The organism is Paenirhizobium daejeonense (genome assembly GCF_014280875.1).
Lineage (GTDB): Bacteria > Pseudomonadota > Alphaproteobacteria > Rhizobiales > Rhizobiaceae > Allorhizobium > Allorhizobium daejeonense.
Window position 1 is genome coordinate 364072 of the sequence record NZ_JACLAL010000006.1, and the last position, 22914, is coordinate 386985.

17 protein-coding genes are annotated in these 22914 nt (G+C 61.0%); 9 read left to right on the forward strand and 8 right to left on the reverse strand.

The genetic code is table 11. From position 1 onward, the window contains the following. Nucleotides 1–7 precede the first annotated feature (7 nt). The 3 genes from H4I99_RS16880 to H4I99_RS16890 form a co-directional block, all read right to left on the reverse strand. Nucleotides 8–1225, reverse strand: a complete 1218-nt coding sequence (locus tag H4I99_RS16880; protein ID WP_163901976.1) for a mandelate racemase/muconate lactonizing enzyme family protein — start codon at nucleotides 1223–1225, stop codon at nucleotides 8–10. A 59-nt stretch (nucleotides 1226–1284) separates the two neighbouring features. Beyond that, nucleotides 1285–2709 (reverse strand): aldehyde dehydrogenase, encoded by a 1425-nt coding sequence (gene aldA / locus H4I99_RS16885; protein WP_163901974.1) that lies wholly within the window; start codon nucleotides 2707–2709, stop codon nucleotides 1285–1287. A gap of 100 nt (nucleotides 2710–2809) precedes the next feature. Next, a complete protein-coding gene (locus H4I99_RS16890) occupies nucleotides 2810–3751 on the reverse strand; it encodes a LysR substrate-binding domain-containing protein (RefSeq protein ID WP_163901973.1) in 942 nt (313 codons plus the stop codon). Nucleotides 3752–3936: 185 nt separating this feature from the next. Between H4I99_RS16890 and H4I99_RS16895 the strand changes: the two genes are divergently transcribed. The 8 genes from H4I99_RS16895 (at nucleotide 3937) to H4I99_RS16930 (ending at nucleotide 12483) form a co-directional block, all read left to right on the forward strand. After that, nucleotides 3937–4869 carry an L-lactate dehydrogenase gene (locus H4I99_RS16895; protein ID WP_163901971.1) on the forward strand — a complete coding sequence of 311 codons (933 nt, stop codon included), beginning with the start codon at nucleotides 3937–3939 and terminating at the stop codon, nucleotides 4867–4869. Between the two features lie 126 nt (nucleotides 4870–4995). Next, nucleotides 4996–5370, forward strand: a complete 375-nt coding sequence (locus tag H4I99_RS16900) for an ArsR/SmtB family transcription factor (protein WP_163901969.1) — start codon at nucleotides 4996–4998, stop codon at nucleotides 5368–5370. 55 nt (nucleotides 5371–5425) lie between these two features. After that, a complete protein-coding gene (locus H4I99_RS16905) occupies nucleotides 5426–6319 on the forward strand; it encodes a LysR family transcriptional regulator (protein ID WP_163901968.1) in 894 nt (297 codons plus the stop codon). 193 nt (nucleotides 6320–6512) lie between these two features. Next, nucleotides 6513–6992, forward strand: a complete 480-nt coding sequence (locus tag H4I99_RS16910; protein WP_163901966.1) for a formate dehydrogenase subunit gamma — start codon at nucleotides 6513–6515, stop codon at nucleotides 6990–6992. Continuing rightward, nucleotides 6989–8545: a formate dehydrogenase beta subunit gene (locus tag H4I99_RS16915; RefSeq protein ID WP_163901964.1), complete on the forward strand. Its 1557-nt coding sequence runs from the start codon at nucleotides 6989–6991 to the stop codon at nucleotides 8543–8545. The genes H4I99_RS16910 and H4I99_RS16915 overlap by 4 nt, the downstream gene beginning before the upstream one ends. Nucleotides 8546–8549: 4 nt before the next feature. Beyond that, complete coding sequence (fdhF, locus tag H4I99_RS16920; RefSeq protein ID WP_163901962.1) at nucleotides 8550–11432, forward strand: formate dehydrogenase subunit alpha; 2883 nt, start codon at nucleotides 8550–8552, stop codon at nucleotides 11430–11432. A gap of 12 nt (nucleotides 11433–11444) precedes the next feature. Then, nucleotides 11445–12263, forward strand: a complete 819-nt coding sequence (fdhD, locus tag H4I99_RS16925) for a formate dehydrogenase accessory sulfurtransferase FdhD (RefSeq protein ID WP_163901960.1) — start codon at nucleotides 11445–11447, stop codon at nucleotides 12261–12263. After that, nucleotides 12253–12483, forward strand: a complete 231-nt coding sequence (locus H4I99_RS16930) for a formate dehydrogenase subunit delta (RefSeq protein ID WP_163901958.1) — start codon at nucleotides 12253–12255, stop codon at nucleotides 12481–12483. The genes fdhD and H4I99_RS16930 overlap by 11 nt, the downstream gene beginning before the upstream one ends. Before the next feature lie 109 nt (nucleotides 12484–12592). On the opposite strand, the gene H4I99_RS16935 is transcribed toward H4I99_RS16930, so the two are convergent. The 4 genes from H4I99_RS16935 to rocF all read right to left on the reverse strand — a co-directional run bounded on the left by H4I99_RS16935 (nucleotide 12593) and on the right by rocF (nucleotide 18126). Beyond that, nucleotides 12593–14269: a methyl-accepting chemotaxis protein gene (locus H4I99_RS16935; protein ID WP_163901956.1), complete on the reverse strand. Its 1677-nt coding sequence runs from the start codon at nucleotides 14267–14269 to the stop codon at nucleotides 12593–12595. 217 nt (nucleotides 14270–14486) lie between these two features. Next, complete coding sequence (locus tag H4I99_RS16940) at nucleotides 14487–14966, reverse strand: chemotaxis protein CheW (RefSeq protein WP_163901954.1); 480 nt, start codon at nucleotides 14964–14966, stop codon at nucleotides 14487–14489. After that, the gene (locus H4I99_RS16945; protein WP_163901952.1) at nucleotides 14966–16753 is read right to left on the reverse strand and encodes a methyl-accepting chemotaxis protein; all 1788 of its coding nucleotides are present in this window, start codon (nucleotides 16751–16753) and stop codon (nucleotides 14966–14968) included. The genes H4I99_RS16940 and H4I99_RS16945 overlap by 1 nt, the downstream gene beginning before the upstream one ends. Nucleotides 16754–17193: 440 nt before the next feature. Next, entirely contained in the window at nucleotides 17194–18126 is a 933-nt protein-coding gene (rocF, locus tag H4I99_RS16950; RefSeq protein WP_163901950.1) for an arginase, read from the reverse strand. Between the two features lie 131 nt (nucleotides 18127–18257). Between rocF and H4I99_RS16955 the strand changes: the two genes are divergently transcribed. Next, nucleotides 18258–18683, forward strand: coding sequence for an Lrp/AsnC family transcriptional regulator (locus tag H4I99_RS16955; protein ID WP_163901948.1), 426 nt, complete (start codon nucleotides 18258–18260; stop codon nucleotides 18681–18683). A 44-nt stretch (nucleotides 18684–18727) separates the two neighbouring features. Here the strand turns inward: H4I99_RS16955 and H4I99_RS16960 are convergent, their stop codons facing one another. After that, entirely contained in the window at nucleotides 18728–22885 is a 4158-nt protein-coding gene (locus tag H4I99_RS16960) for a translocation/assembly module TamB domain-containing protein (RefSeq protein ID WP_194362142.1), read from the reverse strand. Between the last annotated feature and the right edge of the window lie 29 nt (nucleotides 22886–22914).

Consider the following 22914-nt stretch of genomic DNA (forward strand, 5'->3'; position numbering starts at 1 on the left):
TTGCCGCTCAGCCCTTGGCCGGGGCGAAGGCTTTGACGTCGGCGGGCTCCGCTGCCATCTGCAGGTGCAGCCGCTCGCCGGTATAGGGCGTGTGCTGCTCCACGACGGCCATGTCGAGTTCGATACCGAGGCCCGGCTCGCGGGAGGGAATGAGATAGCCGTCGTCGAAGGCGAGCTTGTTCTTGAGGATCCGGCCATGGAAATCGCCGAAATCCAGTATTGCCTCGTGGATCAAGAAGTTGGGCGTTGCCGCGGAAAGCTGGATGCTGGCGGCGGCACCGACCGGGCCGTTATAGAGGTGCGGGGCGATCTGGGCATAGAAGGCCTCCGCCATGCCGGCGATCTTCTTTGCTTCCAGAAGGCCGCCAACGCGGGCGACGTTCATTTGCAGGATTGAGGCCGCGCCGAGCTGGAGAACGCGCTGGAATTCGTATTTCGTCGTGAGGCGCTCGCCTGTCGAGACAGGGATCGATGTGGCTCTAGCGACCTCTGCCATGGCGGCTTCCTGACCGGGCGGCACAGGCTCCTCGAACCAGAGCGGATCATATTTCTCCAGCCGCTTTGCCAGCCGGATCGCCGAGGACGGGACCATCTGGCCGTGGGTGCCGAAGAGAATGTCGGCACGGCTACCGATGGCGTCGCGGATCTTGCGGCAGAATTCCTCCGAGCGATCCATGACGCCGAGCGAAAGCTGGTGGCCGGAATAGTTGGTGTAGGGACCGGCGGGGTCGAACTTCACGGCGGTGAAGCCCATTTCGACCATGCGGACTGCCTCCTCGGCGGCGAGGTCGGGATCGTTATAGTCGTATTCGCCGGCTGAGTTCTTCGGGTAGAGATAGGTATAGGCGCGCAGCTTTTCGTGTACGGTTCCGCCGAGCAGGTCGGAAGCGGGCCGGTTCGCAGCCTTGCCGATGATATCCCAGCAGGCGATTTCAAGACCGGAGACGATGCCCATCATCGTCGGATCGGGACGCTGGGTGAAGCCGCTGGAATAGGCGGCACGCCAGAAGCGCTCGATCCGGTGCGGATCGTGATCCAGCAGATAGCGCTGGAAGACATCCTCGATCAGCGGCACGAGGCCGGAGGGATGGAAGGCGGTATCGTAGATCTCGCCGATACCCTTGATACCGCAGGCCGTCTCGATTTCGACGAAGATCCAGTACATGCCGCCGATATGCGGTGGCGGGACGGCAACGACATAGGTCTTGAGCGATGCGATCTTCATGATGGTTCCCCAGGGATATTGTTCGATCGTATTCTTGTGCTTGCAGGTTGGTGAGCGGGTCAGTGCTTCAGGACGACCAATCGAGTCTGGGTGAATTCCAGCATGCCGTGCTTGCCATCGTCTCCGCCGAGGCCAGAACGTTTCCAGCCGGCGTGATAGCCCTGATAGGGATCGGCCGGGAAACGGTTGATGTAGAGTTCGCCTGCTTCGATCTCGTTGGCGGCCTTCATCACCTTGCGGTAGTTCTCCGAAAAGACGACGGAGGCGAGGCCGTATTGGTGGTCGCTCGCCATGGCCAGTGCTTCGTCGAAATCTCCATAGGGCATGACCGCAAGTACGGGACCGAATACCTCCTCGCGGACGATCTCCATGTCCTGCCGGCAAGCGGAAAGAAGCGTTGGCGGATAAAAGAAGCCGGCCCCTTGAGGGATGATGCCGCCTGCCTCGACCTTTGCGCCTTCTGCCTTGGCGCGTTCGACCATGGCATGGATGCGCGAACGGGCAGCCTCGTTGGCGAGAGGGCCCATCAGGTCGGGGCACTTTGATCGGTCGCCAAAACGGCGGGATGAAAACGCCTCGCGAAGCTTGCCGAGCAATGCGTCATGAACGGCCTCATGTACGTAGAGGCGCTCGACCGAAGTACAGACCTGTCCGCAATGGGCGGTCTTGGCGGTAACCACCAGGCGGGCTACGGCATCGAGATCGGCATCCGGCTCGACGATCACCGGTGTCTTGCCACCGAGTTCCAGTGACGGTTTGGCGATATTGGCCTTGCAGTATTCGAGAACGGTGCGGCCGGCTGCGACGCTGCCGGTGAGCGTGATCATGCCGACCTCCGGCCGGGTGCACATGGTTTCGGCGACATCATGCGTCATCGTCATGATGTTGATAAGACCGGGCGGCAGGGCGGCTTCCTCAATCGCATCGGCAAAGACGAAGGCGGAGGTGGGCGTGTTGTTGCTCGGGCGCACGACGACGGCATTGCCGGCGACGAGGGCCGGGGCGATCTTGCGCACCAGCGTGTAGATCGGGAAATTGAAGGGGATGAGGCAGGCCACGACGCCGATCGGGGTGCGCTTCAGCATCAGCGTCTCGTCGGGCGTGTCGCTCTCGATTACCTCGCCCTCGATGCGCCGCGCCCATTCGGCGTGATAGCGCATCAGGACGGCGGCATAGATCGTCTCGGCTGTGGCATCCGCTATGCTTTTGCCGGACTCCCGCGCAAGCGCCTCACCGATCTGCCCCGCACGACGCTCGACCGCGTCGGCGACCCGTCGCAGGGCGTCGCCACGGTCGATTGCCGGAAGACGGCCCCAGCTCTTCTGGGCGCGGGCTGCGGCTTCGACGGCCCGGATGACATCGGCATCCGAGGCGGTCGGGACGCCTGCAAAGATTTCACCGGTGGCCGGGTTTATGATGTCGATCGCAGAAGGGCCTTCCGGCGAGACAAAACGGCCGTCGATGAAATTGCGATAATCTGTCATCGTCCCCTGCTTTTCCGGCGGATTTCCGTCGAGTAGGAGCCATCCCGCCTGTTCGCGCAAGCGAGTTATTCTCGGGTTCATCATTCGAAAATCGAATGTTTCAGGCTGCGCCGGCCTTGACTGCGGTCTCAGGGTTTCCGGCATGTTCCGGATCTCCGGAAAGTTCCAGACGCAGCCATTGCCGGAAGGCCTTCACATTGGCAGAGTCCACCTGTTCGGCCCTCGTCACCAGCCAATAGGATTCGTGGCCTTCCACCTCGACATCCAGCACCTTTGTCAGCCGGCCCTCTTCCATTAGCGACTCCACCATGAACCGGTCGGCAACGGTGACGCCGAGGCCATTGCAGGCAGCCTCGATCGCCATGTCGAGGAGGTCGAATTCCAGTCCGCCGCGGGTGTCGGTATGGCTCAGGCCGGCTGCATCCAGCCAGTGCTGCCATGTCAGGTAGCGTTGGTCGGCCGAGGCGAGAACATGGAGGAAAGTCAGGCCGGAAAGATCTAGAGGTCCTGAAGCGCAGCCGGCGAGCAATTGAGGCGAGCAGACGGCGATATGGCGTTCGGTTATCAGCAACTGGGACTGCAGCATGGGCCATTCGCCGTCGCCGAAGCGGATCGCGCAGTCGAGGATGCTCCGTTCGGTGAGGCTATCCTGCAGTTCGGTGGTGATGCTGATCTCGATATCGGGAAGAAAGCGGCGCAGGCTGCCGAACCGGGGCATCAGCCAGCGCTTGGCGAAGGTCGGCGGTACGTTGACGCGGAGCCGATTCTGGTTGCTTTTCTCCATGATGTTGCGAACGGTCAACTCAACGTCATGGAATGCGCGCTGGAGCGCTTCCAGCAGTTCGATGCCGGATGGTGTCAGGTCGAGATGATGGTGACGGCGGATGACCAGCGTTTCTCCGAGTTGTTCCTCGAGATTGCGCACTTGCCGGCTGACCGCGCTCTGGGTCAGGTTCAGCCTGTCGGCGGCGCGGGTGAAGCTGCGGGTCTGTCCCACGACCTCGAAGATCTTCATGGCGGAAAGTGCCGGCAGTTTTCGCATGATGGTTCCGTGTTTGCCGCGGATCGCGGCGCGTTGTCATCCCATTTAAACAGAGCAATCGTAACGACGTCATCCGGTTTCTGCCGTCGGTTTTTTGGATAACGGCGGAGGAAGGCGATTGAAACGTGGCATCGGGCAATGAGATAGTCCGCCAGCCGTTCGTCATTGGGGTAGGGGAGAGAATCATGAAAGTCGGCATTGTCGGAGCAGGCATGGTGGGAAGTTCGGCTGGATATGCGCTCGCCATGCTGGGTATCGTCAGCGATATCGTGCTGGTCGATCGCAATGCGGCGCTGGCTCTCGCTCAGGCGGAGGATATTTCGCACGCTGTTCCCTTCGTTTCCGCAACAACGGTGATCGCGGGAGACTATGCCGATCTTACCGGGGCGGGCGTCGTCATCCTTGCCGCCGGCGTCAGCCAGAAGCCGGGCGAAACACGCCTCGAACTCCTGGAGCGCAATGCTGCCGTCTTCCGCGATGTGGTCGGAGAGGTCCTGCGGGTCGCGCCGGACGCAATCCTGCTGATCGCCTCCAATCCGGTGGATATCATGACCCAGGTCGCGACTCGCCTCTCCGGCCTGCCGCCGCAGCGCGTGATTGGCTCCGGGACCATTCTCGATTCGGCCCGTTTCCGCAGCCTGATCGGCCGCCATCTCGGCATTTCCCCGCAATCCGTGCATGCCTATGTGCTTGGGGAGCATGGAGACAGCGAGGTGCTCGGCTGGTCGAATGCGCGGGCGGGTTCAGTTTCGCTCCAATCCTTTGCCGAGCAGATCGGGTCACCGCTGACGGACGATGTGCGCCAGTCGATTGACGAGGGAGTGCGCAACGCCGCCTACAAGATCATCAACGGCAAAGGTGCGACCTATTATGGCATCGGCGCCGGTCTTGCCCGCATCGTCAAGGCGATCGCCCAGGATCAGCGCGACGTACTTTCGGTGTCGATCGTTACGCCGCATATCGTGGATGTGGAGGATGTCGCTCTGTCGGTTCCCCGAATCGTCGGGGCTGACGGTGTGGTCGCCGATCTCATTCCCGAGCTTGAAGCCAGCGAACATACGGCCCTCGGAAGGAGTGCGGCCCTTCTCAAGGAAAGAGTGGAATCGATCAAATTTTGATTTTCATCAATTTCTGTGGGTTGGACAGGCTCTTTCCCTAGGTGCGGCACTCGTCTATTTCGAGTTTCGCTGCGTTGCGTTATATATGATGCACGGCGATAATCGCTCTTGCGCCCGGATGGTTTGATGAGTGTTCCGACCTTCAGTCCCGATATGAAAGAGGACCAGCTGGACGACTTCATGTCGAAGGCGCGGGCTGCGAGTACACTCCTCAAGGCGCTTTCGCATGAGACGAGGCTCCTGATCCTCTGCATTCTCAGCCGTGGCGAGAAAACCGTGGGTGAGATCGAGGCCATTCTGGGACTGCAACAGGCAGTGGTTTCTCAGCAACTCGCGCGCCTTCGGGCCGAACATCTCGTCCGGACGCGTCGCGAAGGTCGAATGATTTTCTATCGGATCGGTGACCCGGCGCTCAACGAACTCGTTTCCGTGCTCTACAAGATGTATTGCGAACCGGACGAAAAGACACCCGTTGCCAACGAAGTGCACGAGGGCGCCTGAGCCCTGCAACGTTGTCGCGGATCTTCCTCGGCTGGCGCATGCAGGGGAGGCGGCGTTGATCGACAAGCTTGAATTCTTCATCGCGCTCGCAAGAGCACAACATTTCGGCCGTGCGGCCGAGGAGTGCGGCATTACCCAGCCTACCCTGTCGGCTGCGATCCGGCAGCTGGAGGATCAGCTCGGGGTCATGCTAGTGCAGCGCGGTTCCCGCTATCAGGGGCTGACTCCCGAGGGGCAGCGGGTGCTGGAATGGGCGCGGCGCATTGTCGGCGATGCGCGGACCATGCGGGAGGAGATGCGCGCCGCCCGCCGTGGCCTTGCCGGGCATATTCGCATTGCCGTCGTTCCAACGGCACTTTCCATGGTGCCACGCATCACCGAGCCCTTTCAGGCCAAGCACCCGGACGTGACCTTTTCCATCCTGTCACGCACCTCGTTGCAGGTGCTGAGCCTTCTGGAGAACCTGGAGATCGATGCTGGGATCACCTATCTCGACAATGAACCGCTCGGGCGGGTCACTTCGGTGCCTCTATATTCGGAGCGATATCACCTGATCACCGCGGCCGGGACGCCCTTGTCGGATCGCGAAAAAGTGACGTGGCGGGACATGGCCGATCTTCGGCTTTGCCTATTGACCGCGGACATGCAGAACCGTCGCATCATCAACCAGCATATGGCTGAGGCCGGGGTCACGCCGCACCCGACGCTTGAGTCCAATTCGATGATCGTGCTGTTTGCCCATATCCGCACGGGCAAGTGGGCTTCGATCATGCCGCGCAATGTCGCGGAATCCTTCGGCTTTCCCGAAGAGATCCGGATGATCCCGATCGGTGAGCCGGAGGCTGAGCACTCCGTCGGACTTGTCGCCCAATACCGGGAACCCTTTACGCCCCTTGTTTCCGCCCTGTTGCACGAAGCCGGGCGGCTGGCGAATGCCCGGGCGTTTTGATAGAAAATTTCTATCGATTCACATGACTGCTTTATTGACCTTGCCGGGGGTGGAGGATCATTCTTGTTGAAAGTCGGCCGGGAATGAGAAATCCCGGTCTTCGTCAACGTTTCGGCCAGTTTATCCGACGGCGACGCCCGGGTTCAGGAATCGGCCGGTTGGCGATGTTCGTGTCGGTTTGGGAGGACTGAACATGAATGTGAGATCATCTTCGGATGATGTGTTGTCTCGCACATCCGCGATCATTTCCGATTTGCAGGGCCTTGAAGGACCGCTGCTGCCGATCCTGCATGCCGTGCAGGACACGTTCGGCTATGTGCCGGAAGAGTCCAAGCCGCTGATCGCGCAGGCGCTCAACCTGTCGCGCGCGGAAGTGCATGGCGTCGTTTCGTTCTATCACGACTTCCGCTCCCACTCCGCCGGGCGCCATGTGCTGAAGCTCTGTCGGGCCGAGGCCTGTCAGTCGATGGGCGGGGATGCGATGGCCGAGCGGGTCAAATCGCTTCTTGGCATCGATTTTCACGAGACGACGCCCGATGGCGCCGTGACGCTCGAGCCGGTCTTCTGTCTCGGGCTCTGTGCCTGCGCGCCCAGCGCCATGCTGGACGGCGAGCTGCATGGTCGCCTCGACGAAGACTGTCTTGGCGAACTTGTTGCGGAGGCACGTCGATGACAGTGACCATTTTTGTTCCCGGGGATTCCGCCGCCCTTGCCGTCGGCGCCGACAAGGTGGCCGCGGCAATCGAGCGTGAGGCAACGGCGCGCGGGATTGACGTGCATGTGGTGCGCAACGGTTCACGCGGCCTCCTCTGGCTGGAGCCGCTTGTCGAGGTTCGCTCGGACCATCAGCGGGTCGCCTACGGGCCTGTGAAGGCCTCGGATGTGTCCGGCCTGTTCGACGCCAATTTTCTTGAGGGCGGCGAGCATCCGCTCCTCCATGGGCAGACGAAGGATATGCCCTTCCTGTCGCGCCAGACGCGCCTTACCTTTTCTCGTTGCGGCGTGACCGATCCGCTTTCTCTGGAGGATTATCGCCACTATCAAGGCCTTAAGGGGCTGGAGAAGGCGATTGCCATGGCTCCCGCCGATATTGTCAAGCAGGTGGCCGATAGTGGTCTGCGCGGGCGAGGCGGTGCAGGTTTCCCGACCGGGATCAAATGGAAGACGGTTCTCGATGCACCGGGTGATCGCAAATACATCGTCTGCAATGCGGATGAGGGCGATAGCGGCACGTTTTCCGACCGCATGATCATGGAGGGTGATCCCTTCGTGCTGATCGAGGGGATGGCGATTGCCGGCCTAGCGACCGGGGCGACCAAGGGTTACGTCTACACCCGCTCGGAATATCCCCATGCGATCCACGTGATGACGGAAGCGATCCGGATCGCGCGGGAAGCTGGCATTCTCGGTCCTTCGGTGATGGGATCGGGCCGTGCTTTCGACATGGAAGTCCGCATGGGCGCGGGCGCCTATGTCTGTGGTGAGGAAACGTCGCTCCTCAACTCGCTGGAAGGCAAGCGAGGTATCGTCCGCGCCAAGCCGCCGCTGCCGGCGCTTCAGGGGCTTTTCGGCTGTCCGACCGTGGTCAATAACGTCATGTCGCTGGCGTCGGTGCCCGTTATCATGGACCGGGGGGCTGCCTTTTATCGTGATTACGGCGTTGGCCGCTCGCATGGCACGATCCCGATCCAGCTCGCCGGCAACGTCAAGCATGGCGGTCTCTACGAGACGGCTTTCGGTCTGACGCTCGGGGAGCTTGTCTATGACATCGGCGGTGGCACAGCCAACGGCCGTCCGGTCAAGGCGGTGCAGGTTGGTGGACCGCTCGGCGCCTATTTCCCGCCTTCGCTGTTCGACACGATCTTCGACTACGAGGCTTTCGCTGCAAAGGACGGCTTGATCGGTCATGCGGGTATCGTCGTGTTCGACGATACGGTCGACATGTTGAAGCAGGCCCGTTTTGCCATGGAGTTCTGCGCGGTCGAAAGCTGCGGAAAGTGCACGCCCTGCCGCATCGGTTCGACCCGCGGCGTGGAGACCGTCGACCGGATCGCCCGTGGCATCGAGCCTGAGAAGAACAGGGCGTTGCTCGGCGATCTCTGCAACACCATGAAGTTCGGATCGCTCTGTGCGCTCGGTGGGTTTACGCCCTATCCGGTGATGAGCGCCATGACGCATTTCCCCGAAGATTTCGCGCCGACCCCACTCGTTGAAGCAGCGGAGTAAAGCCATGTCTCTCATTCACGAAATCGACTACGGCACGCCAGCATCGAAATCCACCGACACGGTGACGCTGACGATCGATGGCCGGCAGGTGACGGTGGCTTCGGGCACTTCGATCATGCGTGCCTCCATGGAGGCGGGCATTCAGGTGCCGAAGCTCTGCGCGACCGATATGGTCGATGCCTTTGGCTCATGCCGCCTCTGTCTCGTCGAGGTCGAGGGCCGCAACGGCACCCCGGCCTCCTGCACCACGCCCTGCGCGCCGGGAATGGTCGTGCATACCCAGACGGACCGGCTGAAGCAGATCCGCAAGGGGGTGATGGAGCTCTATATCTCCGACCATCCGCTGGACTGTCTGACCTGTGCGGCCAATGGCGATTGCGAACTGCAGGACATGGCCGGTGCCGTGGGCCTGCGTGATGTCCGCTACGGCTATGAGGGTGACAATCACGTCAAGGCGCGCGATGGCGTCGGCGAAGTGAATGCCCGCTGGATGCCGAAGGACGAATCCAACCCCTATTTCACTTATGATCCGGCGAAGTGCATCGTCTGCTCCCGCTGCGTGCGGGCCTGCGAAGAGGTGCAGGGCACCTTTGCGCTGACCATCGAAGGCCGCGGGTTCGACAGTCGTGTCTCGCCCGGCATGCACGAGCAGTTCCTCGCGTCCGAATGCGTCTCCTGTGGCGCCTGTGTGCAGGCCTGCCCGACTGCCACGCTCACGGAAAAGTCGGTGATCGCCATCGGCCAGCCGGAGCATTCGGCGGTTACCACCTGCGCCTATTGCGGTGTCGGCTGCTCGTTCAAGGCGGAGATGCGCGGCGAGGAACTGGTGCGCATGGTGCCGTGGAAGGACGGCAAGGCCAATCGCGGCCATTCCTGCGTCAAGGGCCGCTTCGCCTATGGCTATGCTAGCCACAAGGATCGCATCCTCAATCCGATGATCCGCGAAAAGATCAGCGATCCCTGGCGCGAAGTCACATGGGAAGAGGCCTACGCCCATGTGGCGACCGAGTTCCGCCGTATCCAATACCAGTACGGCAAGGATTCGATCGGCGGCATCACGTCCTCCCGCTGCACCAATGAGGAAACCTTCCTCGTCCAGAAGCTGATCCGCGCCGGCTTCGGCAACAACAATGTCGATACCTGTGCCCGTGTCTGCCACTCGCCGACCGGCTACGGTCTGGGGCAGGCCTTCGGCACCTCGGCCGGTACGCAGGATTTCGATTCCGTCGAGCATTCCGATGTCGTCATGGTGATCGGCGCCAACCCGACTGACGGTCATCCGGTGTTCGGCTCGCGGCTGAAGAAGCGGCTGCGTCAGGGTGCGAAGCTGATCGTCGTCGATCCGCGCCGCACGGATATCGTGCGCAGCCCGCATGTCGAGGCTGCCTATCATCTGCCGCTGAAACCCGGCACCAATGTCGCTGTGATGACGGCGCTTGCACATGTCATCGTGACGGAAAGCCTGTTCGACGAGACGTTCATTCGCGAACGCTGCGACTGGTCGGAATTCGAGGACTGGGCGGCCTTCGTTGCCGAGCCGCAGCACAGCCCGGAAGAAACCGAAGCGTTTACCGGCGTTCCGGCCGATCTGGTGCGCGGCGCCGCTAGGCTGTTTGCAACCGGCGGCAATGGCGCGATCTATTACGGTCTCGGCGTGACCGAGCACAGCCAGGGTTCTACGACCGTCATGGCGATTGCCAACCTCGCAATGGCGACCGGCAATATCGGGCGTCCGGGCGTTGGTGTTAACCCGCTGCGCGGCCAGAACAATGTGCAAGGCTCCTGCGACATGGGTTCCTTCCCGCACGAGCTTCCGGGTTACCGCCACGTTTCCGACGACGCGACGCGCGAGACTTTCGAAAAGCTCTGGGGCGTCAAGCTCGACAGCGAGCCGGGCCTGCGCATTCCGAACATGCTGGATGCCGCCGTCGACGGCACGTTCAAGGGCATCTACATTCAGGGCGAGGACATCCTGCAATCCGATCCTGACACCAAGCATGTATCGGCGGGCCTTGCCGCGATGGAATGCGTGGTGGTGCAGGATCTCTTCCTCAACGAGACGGCCAATTACGCCCATGTCTTTCTGCCGGGCTCGACCTTCCTGGAGAAGGATGGCACCTTCACCAATGCCGAGCGGCGCATCAACCGCGTGCGCAAGGTGATGACGCCGAAGAATGGCTATGGCGACTGGGAGATCACCCAGAAGCTCGCGCAGGCCATGGGCCTCAACTGGAGCTACAAGCATCCTTCGGAAATCATGGACGAGATCGCCGCGACGACGCCGAGTTTCGCCAGTGTCTCCTACGACTATCTCGACAAGATGGGTTCGGTGCAGTGGCCGTGCAACGAGAAGTTCCCCGAGGGCTCGCCGATCATGCACATCGACGGCTTCGTGCGCGGCAAGGGCAAGTTCATCCGGACCGAATATGTCGCGACCGACGAGCGTACCGGACCGCGCTTCCCGCTGCTTCTGACGACCGGTCGCATCCTGTCGCAGTATAATGTCGGTGCGCAGACCCGCAGGACGGACAATGTGACATGGCATGCGGAAGACCGGTTGGAAATCCATCCTCACGATGCGGAGCAGCGGGGTATTAAGGACGGTGACTGGGTTAAGCTCGCCAGCCGCTCAGGCGATACGACGCTTCGTGCGCTGATTACCGAGCGGGTGGCTCCCGGCGTGGTCTACACCACCTTCCACCATCCCGATACGCAGGCGAATGTCATCACCACGGACTATTCCGACTGGGCAACCAATTGTCCGGAATATAAGGTGACGGCCGTGCAGATTTCTCCCTCCAACGGTCCGACAGACTGGCAGCAGGATTACGAGGAGCTGTCACGTCGTTCGCGTCGCATTGCCGGCAAGCTGGAGGCGGCGGAGTAGGAGCCAGGTTGTATGAAGACTTCCGTTTCCGCCCGTGAACTGCTGTTTCGAGATGGCGTGCTCACGCCGTCGTCGAGAGCCGTGCCGGAGGAAACGCCGATTGCGTTTTCCTACGGCGGGTCCACCCATGCTGTGATGATGGCAACGCCGGCGGATCTCGAGGATTTCGCCTTCGGTTTTTCGCTGGCGGAAGGGATCATTACGTCGCCGGACGAGATTCTGGCCGTCGAACCGCTGGAAGCCGGCGCGGGGCTCGATGTTCAGGTGACGCTTCGGGATGCGACGGCGGATGCGCTGACGGTGCGCCGCCGGCGGATGGCGGGTCCTGTTGGATGCGGCCTTTGCGGTATCGAATCGATCGAGCAGGCAAGCCGTCCGGTGCCGCGGGTGGCGGCCGCGGGCTTGCGTCTTGCGCCTGAAGATATCGAGGAAGCGATGACGGCGCTTGGTCGTGCCCAGGTACTGAACCGTGAAACACATGCTGTGCATGGCGCAGGCTTCTTCGTGCCGGGCGAGGGTCTGCTGGCCATCCGCGAGGATGTCGGGCGTCACAACGCGCTGGACAAGCTGGTGGGTGCGGTTCTGCGCGCCGGTCGTCGAGGCGAGGAGGGCGTCGTGGTCGTTACCAGTCGCCTTTCCGTGGAGATGGTGCAGAAGGCCGCGATTCTCGGCGCTTCGGTGCTCGTTGCCATTTCTGCGCCGACCGCGCTTGCCATCCGCACGGCGGAGGAAGCGGGAATGACGCTGATCGGTATCGCCCGAGGACATGATTTCGAAATTTTCACCGGATCGGAGCGCATCGTCACCGGAGTTGCCGCCAATGTCGCATGACACCTCGGAAAAGATCGTTCGCATGGCGAACCAGATTGCCACTTTCTTTCTTTCCCAGCCGGAGGCGGTGAGGGCAGAAGGCGTTGCCAACCACATCAACAAGTTCTGGGAGCCGCGCATGCGCCGCCAGTTCTTCGAGCATATCGACAAGGGCGGCGAGGGGTTGTTGCCGCTGGTGATCGAGGCTTCCAAGGCTGTCAAACGGCCGGTTGCCGCGTAGAGAGGCCCGGTGCTTTCGTCATTTGTGCCGGCGTGAAATCCCAAAACTGAAAAGGCAGAGACAAAAAAGCGTTTTGCCTCTGCCTTATGGTGTCGCCGGTACGCTTTAACTATGCCGCGACGAGTGAGTGCCTGATGTCACCGGGTCGGCCTATCCGGAAATCATCGAGAAGACCGTGGAGGCTTTCCGCCTCGCGTGCTAGACCGTGGCTGGCGGCCGTGGTTTCCTCGACCATCGCGGCATTCTTCTGGGTCGCCTGATCCATGTGGTTGACGGACTGGCTGATTTCCCTGAGTGCGCCGGACTGCTCGCGGGAGGCGCCGACGATGGCAGTTACGTTGGTGTCTATCTCGCCGACGCGGGAGGATATCTCGTGCAACGCCGTTCCCGTCCTCCCGACCAATGAGACGCCGTTCTTCACATGCTCGCCGGATGTGTGGATCAGCGTCTTGATTTCCTTGGCCGCCTGAGCCGAGCGTTGTGCCAGTTCCCGCACCTCCTGTGCGACGACGGCAAAGCCCTTTCCGGCCTCTCCGGCACGGGCCGCCTCGACGCCGGCGTTCAGCGCCAGCAGGTTGGTCTGGAAGGCGATCTCGTCGATGACGCCGATAATGCTGGTGATCTGCTGTGACGACTCTGCGATGCGGCTCATGGCCTCGATAGCCTGTTCGACGACTTCGCCGGAGGTCTCCGCACTCTTTCGAGTCTCGCGGACGAGGCGGCCTGCTTCGTCTGCCCTGCGGCTGGCGTCGGCGACGGTGGTGGTGATTTCCTCGAGGGCGGCAGCGGCTTCTTCGAGCGAGGCGGCCTGACGCTCGGTGCGCCGCGCCAGATCGTCCGAGGCCTCGCGCACTTCGGCGGAAGCCGACGCGATGCCTTCCGCATTGATGGCGACTGTCTGAAGGGCGTTGCGCAGCTTGGCGACGGCGGCATTGAAGTCCTGACGCACCTTTTCCATGGTCGGAACGAACGGCTGTTCAAGGCACTGGAGTAGGTCGCCATCGGCGACTGCATTGAGTGCGCGGCCCAGCGCGTCGATCGCGGTCATGCGAGGTGTGACGTCGGTTGCGAACTTCACTACCTTGTAGACCTGCCCGTTCAGGTCGTGAATGGGATTGTAGGAGGCCTGGATCCAGACTTCCTTTCCGCCCTTGCCATAACGGACGAATTCATTGGCCATGAAGCGGCCCTCGGCGAGCTGTGCCCAGAAGGTCTTGTATTCGGCGCTGGCGGCATATGCTGGTTCGCAGAACATCGAGTGGTGCCGGCCGACGATTTCGGAAAGGTCGTAGCCCGTCGCGTTGCAGAAGTTTTCGTTGGCTTTCAGGATCCGCCCGTCCGGGGTGAACTCGATCACGGCCTGGGAGCGGGAAATTGCGGAAATCTTGTCGGCGTCCTCGAGGCTTCTCTTCTTTGCTTCGGTGATGTCGGTGGCGATCTTGACCACTTTGTACGGCTTGCCGCCTGAAAAGACGGGATTGTAGGATGCCTGGATCCAGATTTCCCGACCACCCTTGCCTAAGCGCTTGTATTCGCGGGCGTCGAACTTGCCGGAGGCCAGATCGGTCCAGAATTCGCGATACTGAGCCGATTCCGCATACGCAGGATCGCAGAAGATTCGGTGGTGCTTGCCGATGATTTCTTCCAGGCTGTAGCCAACCGTGCGGCAGAAGTTCTCATTGGCATCGAGAATGGTCCCGGTAAGATCGAACTCGATCATCGCCTGGGACTTAGAAAGTGCGGAACGTACGTTGCTGGAGTCACTGCTTGCTGCAAACCATGCCATCCGAGTTGCCCTTCCTCTGGCTGCGTCCTCCACCGGCTGTACCATCGCATTGGCGAATACACCGGAATGCACGTTAAGATAGCGTTCTCGTATTTAATAATCTTATAATTACATAAGCAAAGTTTGATAAACTTAAGCGCGCAAGGGAAGCGTGAGACGAAAAAGGCCCCACGAATGGAGCCTTCAAAGAAGTCGTATCTGCCCTATTATGAAGGGCTCAGGCCGCGAGGTCTTCCGCTTCGGTGCCCTTGAACATCTTTGAGAGGTTCAGGAAGCAAATCATGCCGTTCTCGTTGGCGATGATGCCTTCGGAGAATGACTTGTCGAACGAGGCGGAGATTTCCGGAACGGGCTGCACCTGGCTCGACGGAATGGTGAGGATATCGGAGACGCGGTCAACCAGCATGCCGATGACCATGTTGTGTACTTCCGCGACGACAATGGCGGACCGTTCGTTGGCAACCGTGCTCTTCATACCGAGCTTGTAAGCGAGATCGATGATCGGGATAACCGAACCGCGGAGGTTCATGACGCCGATGACATCGGCCGGAGCATGCGGGATCGGCGTCGACGGAGCCCAGCCGCGGATTTCGCGGATCGTGGTCGTCTTCACGCAGAATTCCTGATCATGCAGGCGGAAGGCGATGATTTCGAGGGTTTCCCCACCGAAGGTCGTAGAGGGTATCGTCGTTGCCATCAGAATTCTTCCCAACTTTCCTGTGCCTGGGCAGAAGCGGCTGCGCCGGTGGAAGCGCGGGCGACCTTTGCCATGAGTGTGCGTGCCGGGGATGCAACGGGTGAGGCATCAGGACGCGCTATTTTTACTGTAGCGGAAGAGTGTTGCCCAAATCTAAACTGGGCGAGCAGATTTTTGAGCGTTTCCGCTTCTCGCGCAAGACTGTGGCTGGCGGCGGACGTTTCTTCGACCATGGCCGCATTCTGCTGGGTGTTCTGGTCCATTCCGTTGACGGCGCGGTTGATTTCCTGAAGCGCGGTCGACTGTTCGCGTGAGGCCTCTACGATGGCGGCGACGTTGCGGTCGATTTCCTGCACCTCGGCCACGATCTGATCGAGCGCCTTGCCAGTCTCGCCGACAAGTGAAACTCCGTTCTTCACCTGATCGCCGGAAGTATGGATCAGCGTCTTGATTTCCTTTGCAGCATTCGCGGACCGCTGGGCGAGTTCGCGTACTTCCTGCGCGACGACTGCAAAGCCTTTGCCGGCTTCGCCCGCGCGGGCTGCCTCTACGCCAGCATTCAGCGCCAGCAGATTGGTCTGGAAAGCGATGTCATCGATCACGCCGATGATGTTGGAAATTTCGTTCGACGAGTTTTCGATCTCGCCCATGGCGCCGATGGCATTCTTCACCACCTCGCCGGATCGTTCTGCGGCCGTCTTGGTACGAGCAACCAGTTGGCCAGCCTCGCCTGCGCGCCTGGAGCTGTCGGCGACCGTCTGCGTGATTTCCTCAAGCGCAGCGGCGGTCTCTTCGACAGCGGCCGCCTGCTGCTGCGTTCTTGTGGCAAGGCTGTCGGAAGCGACATGGATCTGCGCCGAGCTGGCGGCAATTCCTTCCGCATTCCCGCCGACAGTGCGCATGGCTTCTTGCAGCTTTTCGATCGAGGTGTTGAAGTCGGTGCGGACCTTTTCAAGCGTCGGTATAAACGGTTTTTCGATGCGCGTGGTGAGGTCGCCGTTGGAAAGTGCGGTCAGGCCGACTGCGAGATCATCGACGGCGCGGACGCGCTCGGTAATATCGGTGGCGAATTTAACGACCTTGAAGACCTTGCCGTTCATGTCGAAGATCGGATTGTAGGATGCCTGAATCCAGACGACCTTGCCGCCCTTGCCGATGCGCTTGAACTCCTGTGCGATGAACTCTCCTCCGGCCAGTTTCCGCCAGAAAAGCTTGTAGTCGTTGCCCTGGGTGTAGGCCGGTTCGCAGAACATCGAGTGATGCTTGCCGCGAATCTCTGACAAAGTGTAGCCAAGCGTCGACAGGAAGTTCTCGTTGGCTGTCAGAACTTCCCCATCGGGCGTGAATTCGATGATTGCCTGAGCCCGGGAGATCGCATCGAGCTTGCCGGAATCTTCGGCCGCCTTCAGCTTTGCTGCCGTGATGTCAGTAGCGAACTTCACGACCTTGTAGGGCTTGCCGCCGGAGAAAACGGGGTTGTATGAGGCCTGAATCCAGACCTCCTTTCCGGACTTGGCAATGCGCTTGTACTCCCGCGCATCGAACTCGCCCTTGGCGAGCTTGGCCCAGAACTCCTTGTATTCCGGAGAGGCCACGTAGGCCGGATCGCAGAATATGCGGTGATGCTTGCCCTTTATCTCTCCGAGCTCGTAGCCGAGAGCTTTACAGAAATTCTCGTTGGCGTCGAGGATATTGCCCTGCAGATCGAATTCGATCATTGCCTGGGACTTGCTGATGGCGGCGAGGATGGCCTTTGCATCCGCACCGAAAGGCATGAGGATGTTCATATAAGCGCCTTTGCTTCGAGCGTACCGTTTCACATCGCGATGGCCCCAGCGCAGAATTTGGCAATAGTCAAATCTTACTGAGTGTTCCCCTCGGGATTCGTCCCGGATTTGTTTTGTTTTCGCGTCATTTTATATGAGTATTTGAGTTAAAATATTGTTATTGGTGGATTTTTATCCAGAAAGACAACTATATGGTGTTGTTTGTATTTATCATTGGTTGTGTTTTTTGTTTTATCAACTATTAGTTATTTCTTAATTGAAGAATCTCTTCTTTGTTGTTTTCGGATTTAAATGGTGTGTTTCACCAGTGGTGATGCTCTCGCGAGAATCGCGAAAGATTGGGGTCAGGCCGCTGGCGCTCTAGCTCAACGAAAATACAGTCAGAGCGGGTTATCGCTTCGACCGCTCCTGACGTGTGATGAGTGCTCGTTTGTTTTTACTCAGGCGGGGCGCGTGGGGCGGTCCAGGACGCGGCGTCCGAACAGGCTCGCGGCCAATTCGACCATAACGCGGGCGCTCTTGCCCCGGTCGTCGAGAAAGGGATTGAGTTCGACCAGATCGAGCGAAGAAACAAGCCCGCTATCGTGCAGCATTTCCATGATCAGATGTGCTTCTCGAAAGGTGGCGCCGCCGGGAACCGTCGTGCCGACACCCGGCGCAACGTCCGGATCGAGGAAGTCCACGTCGAGGCTCACATGCAGCAGGCCGTTAGCGTTTGAGACATCTGCGATGATACGGCGGATGATAGCGCCGACGCCTTCCTCATCGATGGCGCGCATATCGAACACCTTGACATGATTCTTTCGGATCGCCACCCGCTCCTCCTCATCAACCGAGCGAATGCCGACCTGGTAGACATGAGCCGGATCAACGAGAGGACGTGCAGCCGGCAGGATCGGCGTGAACTCCGCCTTGCCGCAGAAGAACGCAACGGGCATGCCATGCATGTTGCCCGAGGGAGATGTTTCCGGAGAATTGAAGTCCGCATGCGCGTCCAGCCAGAGGACATAGAGAGGACGACCGAGATCCGTGGCGTGGCGGGCCATGCCGGAGACGCTGCCCATCGAAAGGCTGTGATCGCCGCCGAGCAGGATTGGAACGGTGCCCGCATGGGCCGCTTGATAGGTGCGTTCCTCCAGCGCGCGGGTAAAGGCGGCGACGACGGGTAGGTGGCGCGCATTCTGGTGGCGGGGCAGGTCCGTTGCGGGGGCGGGGCGAAGGTCGCCGATATCGGTAACGGCGTAGCCAAGCTCTCCGAGCGCATGGCCGATGCCGGCGATGCGAAGCGCGGCCGGCCCCATGGCGCAGCCGCCGCGGCCGGAGCCTTCTTCAAGGGGAACGCCGATCAAGGTTGCCGCCTTCTTCTCCGTCATACGGATCTCCTTTGAAACTGGCAGGAAAAGCCGGATTGTTATCAAAGCCTGCGTTGGCAAAAAGATGGAAAATTGTCGAAAAGGCAGCTAGATTAGACAAAATGTTAGCTCGAACTGACGAAGTGATGACGATGGATGATCTGGACCGGGATATCCTCAGCGCATTGCGCCAAAATGCGCGGGTTTCTGCTTCTTCGCTTGCTGCGACAACGGGTGCATCGCGGGCAACCGTGACCGCACGCATCGACCGGATGGTGGCGGATGGCACGATTGCGGCGTTCACGATCAGGACCGGAAGCGAGATCCGGCCGGCGGGGGTGAGGGCGATCGCGATGATCGAGGTTGTCGGCAAGTTTGCCGACCGCGTGGCTCATCAGCTGCGCGGGCTGCCTCAGGTGAGGTCGCTTCACAGCACCAACGGCCGGTGGGATTTCATCGCCGAGCTGGAGGATCGCGATCTCGCCTCTTTCGACGAGACCCTGCGGCGCATTCGCCTGATCGAGGGCATCAATACCACGGAATCGAGCATTCTGCTGAAGACCAGCAAGGTTGGCTGAGGCGACTTGTCCTTAGCCTTCAGCCATCTGACGCCCTTGAGGCGTCAGTATTCCTTTTCATAGTAGATGCCGCCGCCGGCGCCTTCCGCCCCTGCTTCGCCCTTCAGCTTCACGCCTCGGCCGACATCGAGGTTGATGACGGCCTTGCTCTGGCCAGAGCCGCTCTGCTGCAGCTCGATATAGGTGCGGTTGTTGAGGTACTTCCCGGCGCTGACATTGGTTTGGCCGGTCTCGTCGGTGGAGATGTCGAGATCGTCGACACCGAGTGTGGAGCGCAGGCTTTCGAAAAGCGAACCGGTGCGACCGCCGGCAAGCTGGCTTGCCGCGTCGGCAAGCTGGGCAATCTGCAGGGCCGACAGGCGGGACATCGACTGACCGAAGATCAGCTGCGCCAGAATTTCATCCTGCGGCAATGCGGGGGACGACGAGAAGGAAACCGAGGGATCGTTGGCAAAGCCGGCGATCGTGATGGTGATCGTCGTCGAGCCGGATGTCGTGGTCGCCTTCATGTCGAGAATCGGAATAAGGCCGCCGCCGAAGGTGATGTTGCCTTCGGTGAATTCCAGCCGCTTGGTCAGGATCGACATGCGTCCGCGACGCAGTTCGAAGCCCCCGGAGACATTCGGGCTTACGGCGTTTCCGGTCACCCGGACTGTTCCGCCGAGTTCCGCGTCGATACCACGTCCGCGCACAAAAATCTGTGAGGGAGAGGAAATCGTCAGATCGAGCGCTATGGTCGTGGATGAGCCGTGCTCTTCGGTCTTCGTCACCTTCGCCATCTGATTACGGACGCTGGCGGGCGCGTTCCTGTGCTGGATGTTCAGTTGCGAAAGGCTGGCGGGCAGTTTTTCCGGAATGGTGATTGCTGTCCGTGAAAGGGCGATGGTGCCGGAGAGCACTGGGTTATTGAGCAGGGGACCCTTAAGAGCGAGCTTGCCGTCGGCGGTACTCGCAACTATGGTTCCATCGACATAGACGGCCTTGTCCAGAGTAACCGCGATATCTGCCGGCAGCCCGGGCGAGCGAATATCGATAGAGCCGCTGCCGGAAATGCGGCCGCCGCTGGCGAGCTTGCCGCCGAGTTCGGTGATTTCCGCCCGGTCGCCGCGCAGGCTGATGGTTGCCGCAAGTTGTTCGAGCGCAAGATTGCGGCGAACGTCGATAAGCTTGGCGCCGGAGGTTCTCGCCGTACCGTTGATTTCGGGTGCGCCGGCAGTGCCGGTGACGGTGACATCTGCGTTGGCGCTGCCTTCGAGGATCAACCCCTGGCCCGACAGGACACCGCTCAATGCCGCGAAGGGGAGGTTGCCGGTGAACTTCATGTTGATCGGCCGGCTGCCGGCCAGGCCAAGCGTGCCGCCGCCTGCGAAGGCAAGCCCCTGCTGGCTCGTTACCCTGGTGTCGAGAGAGAGGTTCTGGTCCCTGAACTCGCCGTTTGCCGAGATCGAGAAGCTGCCGACGCCTGCCGATCTCGTCTGTGCCAGCCCCGCGTCCGCCCAGGTGAGATTATAGGTCAGCGCAGGTGCTGCCGCCGTTCCCTTGACCGTCACCGTACCGGATATGACCCCTTCGGGCGAAAGGTTTGGAGCCGCCTTCGCCGCAAGCGAAGCGGGCAAGCGATCCAGGGTGATGGCGAGATCGAGTTCATGGCCGGCACTGCCCTTGATATCGACCGTGCCACTGCCGGCGGAAATCGTGGCGGTTCCGATGGTCACGGTGCCCTCGCTCAGCCGCAATGCTGCGGGGCGAGCAAGCTTCAGCGGGATACCCGTGGGCGCTGCGGATGCCTTGTCGAGGGCGATATCCAGTCCGCCGGCGTTCTGCGTGACATTGCCCGCGACGACCAGCGGCGCCGCATCATAACGTGCGTTCAGATCAAAGGCGGTGCTTGCGCCCTGTCGCGTAAACGCAAGTTTCGGCGCTTCTACCCGGTTGGCGCCGGACTTGACCTCGGAGGCTGCAACGGTTCCCTCGACTGCAAAGGCTGCGAGGTCGGAAATGTTCAGCTTGATATCGGGCTTGGCGATGGTGAGGGTGTCGCGCTGGATGCTGTTGCCGGCAGCCACCACCTCGGCCGAGAGCCTTCCGTTGTTTTCCTGCAGCGCAAGCGTGCCCTTGAGATCGCCGCTCGCGGTCTGTCCGGCGAAAGCGGCAAGCAGGCCGATGTCGGGGAAATCGAAGGTCAGATTGCCAGATGGCAGGAAGGCCGGAGAAAAGGCGATGGCCCCGTCGAGCCTGTTGCTGCCGACGGTGATGTTAAGTGCCGGAATGGCGGAACGGCCGTTTTCCGCGACAAGGTCCGCGGTGCCCTGCACCTGCTGCCCGTCGATACGGCCGGCCATGCGCAAGGTGCCTTTGGGCGCGGCCTTGTCGGCGGTGCCTTCGACATCCACCGTGAAGCCTTCGAGCTTGCGGCCTGCGACCGTCGCCGCCTCGCTTCTGAGCGAAAGCTGGGCGGCCAGCGCGTCGAGTGGTCCATTGGCGGAAAGCGAGAAGTCGGAAACACCCTTGGTGTTGTCCATCAAGGCGCCGATATCGGCGATGCGGCCGCCAAGATCAGCCGTCAGCTTCTTTTCCGCATCGAGTTCGATGTTGCCGGAGGCTTCCCCGAGATTGGTGGTGATCTTCAGGTTGTTGAGCTTGATGTCCTGCGGCAGATTGTAATTCAGGTTGCCGGAGACGCGAATGGTGTCGCGGAGCTTGGCTGCGATGGCGTCGGGCAGAATGCCGGGAATGCCGAAGAGTTCGAAGCGGCCGGTGAGGCGCTTATCGGCAAGGGCGTACTGGCCAACCACTGTGCCGCCGATGCTGGCGCTTTCGATGGTTGCCGCTTCAAGACCTACGGCCGTTGCGGCCAGCACGATCGGTGCCTTCAACGTCATCGGCGCCTGCAGAAGGCGGTTGAGTTCGGCATCGGCGAACTGCATCCCGGCGACTGATACCATCGTCTCGATGCGGCCGGTCTGGTTTGCCAGATCGAAGGCCTTGCTCTTCACCTCGATGGCGAGGCCATCGAATTCGCCCTGCGCTGTCTTCACCTTGTCGAGCTTGGTAGACATTTCGAACAGGGCGGCATCGGCGCGACCGCGCAACGACAGGCTCGCCTCGCGGATGGCGAGCGCAATGTTATCGCTGCCGTTTGGATAGTTGAAATCGACGGGCCCCTTGAGACCGGTCAGTTCGGCGGAAAGGTCGTTTTCGCCTGACGGGTCGTAGCGGCCGGAAGCCGAAAGGGACAGCGCCCCGGTGGACAGGCTGCCGCGGCCGATCTGGATCGCACCGCCGGGCGCGAGGCTCGCATCGATATCGATGGTCGTTTCGTCCGCAAATGGCGGGCGAAGTCCCGGCGGGAGCATGGCATCGAAACGGCCGCCGCCCTCGATCAGAATGCGGCGCGTGCCATCGGCGGATTGCTTGTGGGTCGCGTGGATAGCAAGCGTGGGCCGACCATCGAGCGCGGCGGCAATCTTGCCCTGCCAGTCTGATAGTGGGCCGTCGCCCTCGACCGTGAGGTCGATGGCGGGCGTGCCCGGCAGCTTGAGAAGACCTGCCAGCAGGCCGCCGGTCGGCTCGACGATGTTGGCGGCAATCTGCAGCCGGTTCTTTGATGGCGCATAAACGAGATCCGCGCGGGCGCTGGTTTCAGGCGAATCGGGGCGCTGGGCCTCGATATTGGCGGTTATGGTGTCGCCCGACGCTTTGCCGGATCCCGTGAGCGAAAGGCGGATTTCACGACGGGCCAGCTCCGTGCCGATCTCGACGGACGGAAGCTCCAGCTTCTTGATGTTGATTGCAACCGGCAGGGAAAACTCGCCGCTGCCTGGCGTCTGCTCGACAGTTGCGGCCGGCGTGCGGTCGAGTCGCACGCGATCAGCCGCCAGACGCTGGGCGCGAAAGGTGCCGGAAAGCAGGTCGAGCGGCGTCCAGTCGAGTGCGAGATTGTCGATCTCCGCATAGACGCCTTTGGTATCTGCGATCGCCACATGCTCGACGCGCAGGGCGCCGGTCAACAGCGGTCCCGTGCCATCGATGGTGATGCGCCGGTCGGGGTTCGACAGCAGGGTCGAAAGCCAGTTGGTGACAATGCCGGCACCGGTCGTGGTGAAGCCACCGAAAAGGATCGCGACGACAGCGAGCGCAAGCGCTCCGCCCGCCGTGTAGGCGAACAGCCGAAGGATCCATCTGGTCAGGCGCTTCAGCATCAGGATCTCGTTTTCCCGTCTCGGCTATC

Coding starts and splice junctions, on each gene's coding strand:
- H4I99_RS16880 (WP_163901976.1), bottom strand. CDS start 1,225: ATGAAGATCGCATCGCTCAAGACCTATGTCGTTGCCGTCCCGCCACCG.
- aldA (WP_163901974.1), bottom strand. CDS start 2,709: ATGACAGATTATCGCAATTTCATCGACGGCCGTTTTGTCTCGCCGGAA.
- H4I99_RS16890 (WP_163901973.1), bottom strand. CDS start 3,751: ATGCGAAAACTGCCGGCACTTTCCGCCATGAAGATCTTCGAGGTCGTG.
- H4I99_RS16895 (WP_163901971.1), top strand. CDS start 3,937: ATGAAAGTCGGCATTGTCGGAGCAGGCATGGTGGGAAGTTCGGCTGGA.
- H4I99_RS16900 (WP_163901969.1), top strand. CDS start 4,996: ATGAGTGTTCCGACCTTCAGTCCCGATATGAAAGAGGACCAGCTGGAC.
- H4I99_RS16910 (WP_163901966.1), top strand. CDS start 6,513: ATGAATGTGAGATCATCTTCGGATGATGTGTTGTCTCGCACATCCGCG.
- H4I99_RS16915 (WP_163901964.1), top strand. CDS start 6,989: ATGACAGTGACCATTTTTGTTCCCGGGGATTCCGCCGCCCTTGCCGTC.
- fdhF (WP_163901962.1), top strand. CDS start 8,550: ATGTCTCTCATTCACGAAATCGACTACGGCACGCCAGCATCGAAATCC.
- fdhD (WP_163901960.1), top strand. CDS start 11,445: ATGAAGACTTCCGTTTCCGCCCGTGAACTGCTGTTTCGAGATGGCGTG.
- H4I99_RS16930 (WP_163901958.1), top strand. CDS start 12,253: ATGTCGCATGACACCTCGGAAAAGATCGTTCGCATGGCGAACCAGATT.
- H4I99_RS16935 (WP_163901956.1), bottom strand. CDS start 14,269: ATGGCATGGTTTGCAGCAAGCAGTGACTCCAGCAACGTACGTTCCGCA.
- H4I99_RS16940 (WP_163901954.1), bottom strand. CDS start 14,966: ATGGCAACGACGATACCCTCTACGACCTTCGGTGGGGAAACCCTCGAA.
- H4I99_RS16945 (WP_163901952.1), bottom strand. CDS start 16,753: ATGAACATCCTCATGCCTTTCGGTGCGGATGCAAAGGCCATCCTCGCC.
- rocF (WP_163901950.1), bottom strand. CDS start 18,126: ATGACGGAGAAGAAGGCGGCAACCTTGATCGGCGTTCCCCTTGAAGAA.
- H4I99_RS16955 (WP_163901948.1), top strand. CDS start 18,258: ATGGATGATCTGGACCGGGATATCCTCAGCGCATTGCGCCAAAATGCG.
- H4I99_RS16960 (WP_194362142.1), bottom strand. CDS start 22,885: ATGCTGAAGCGCCTGACCAGATGGATCCTTCGGCTGTTCGCCTACACG.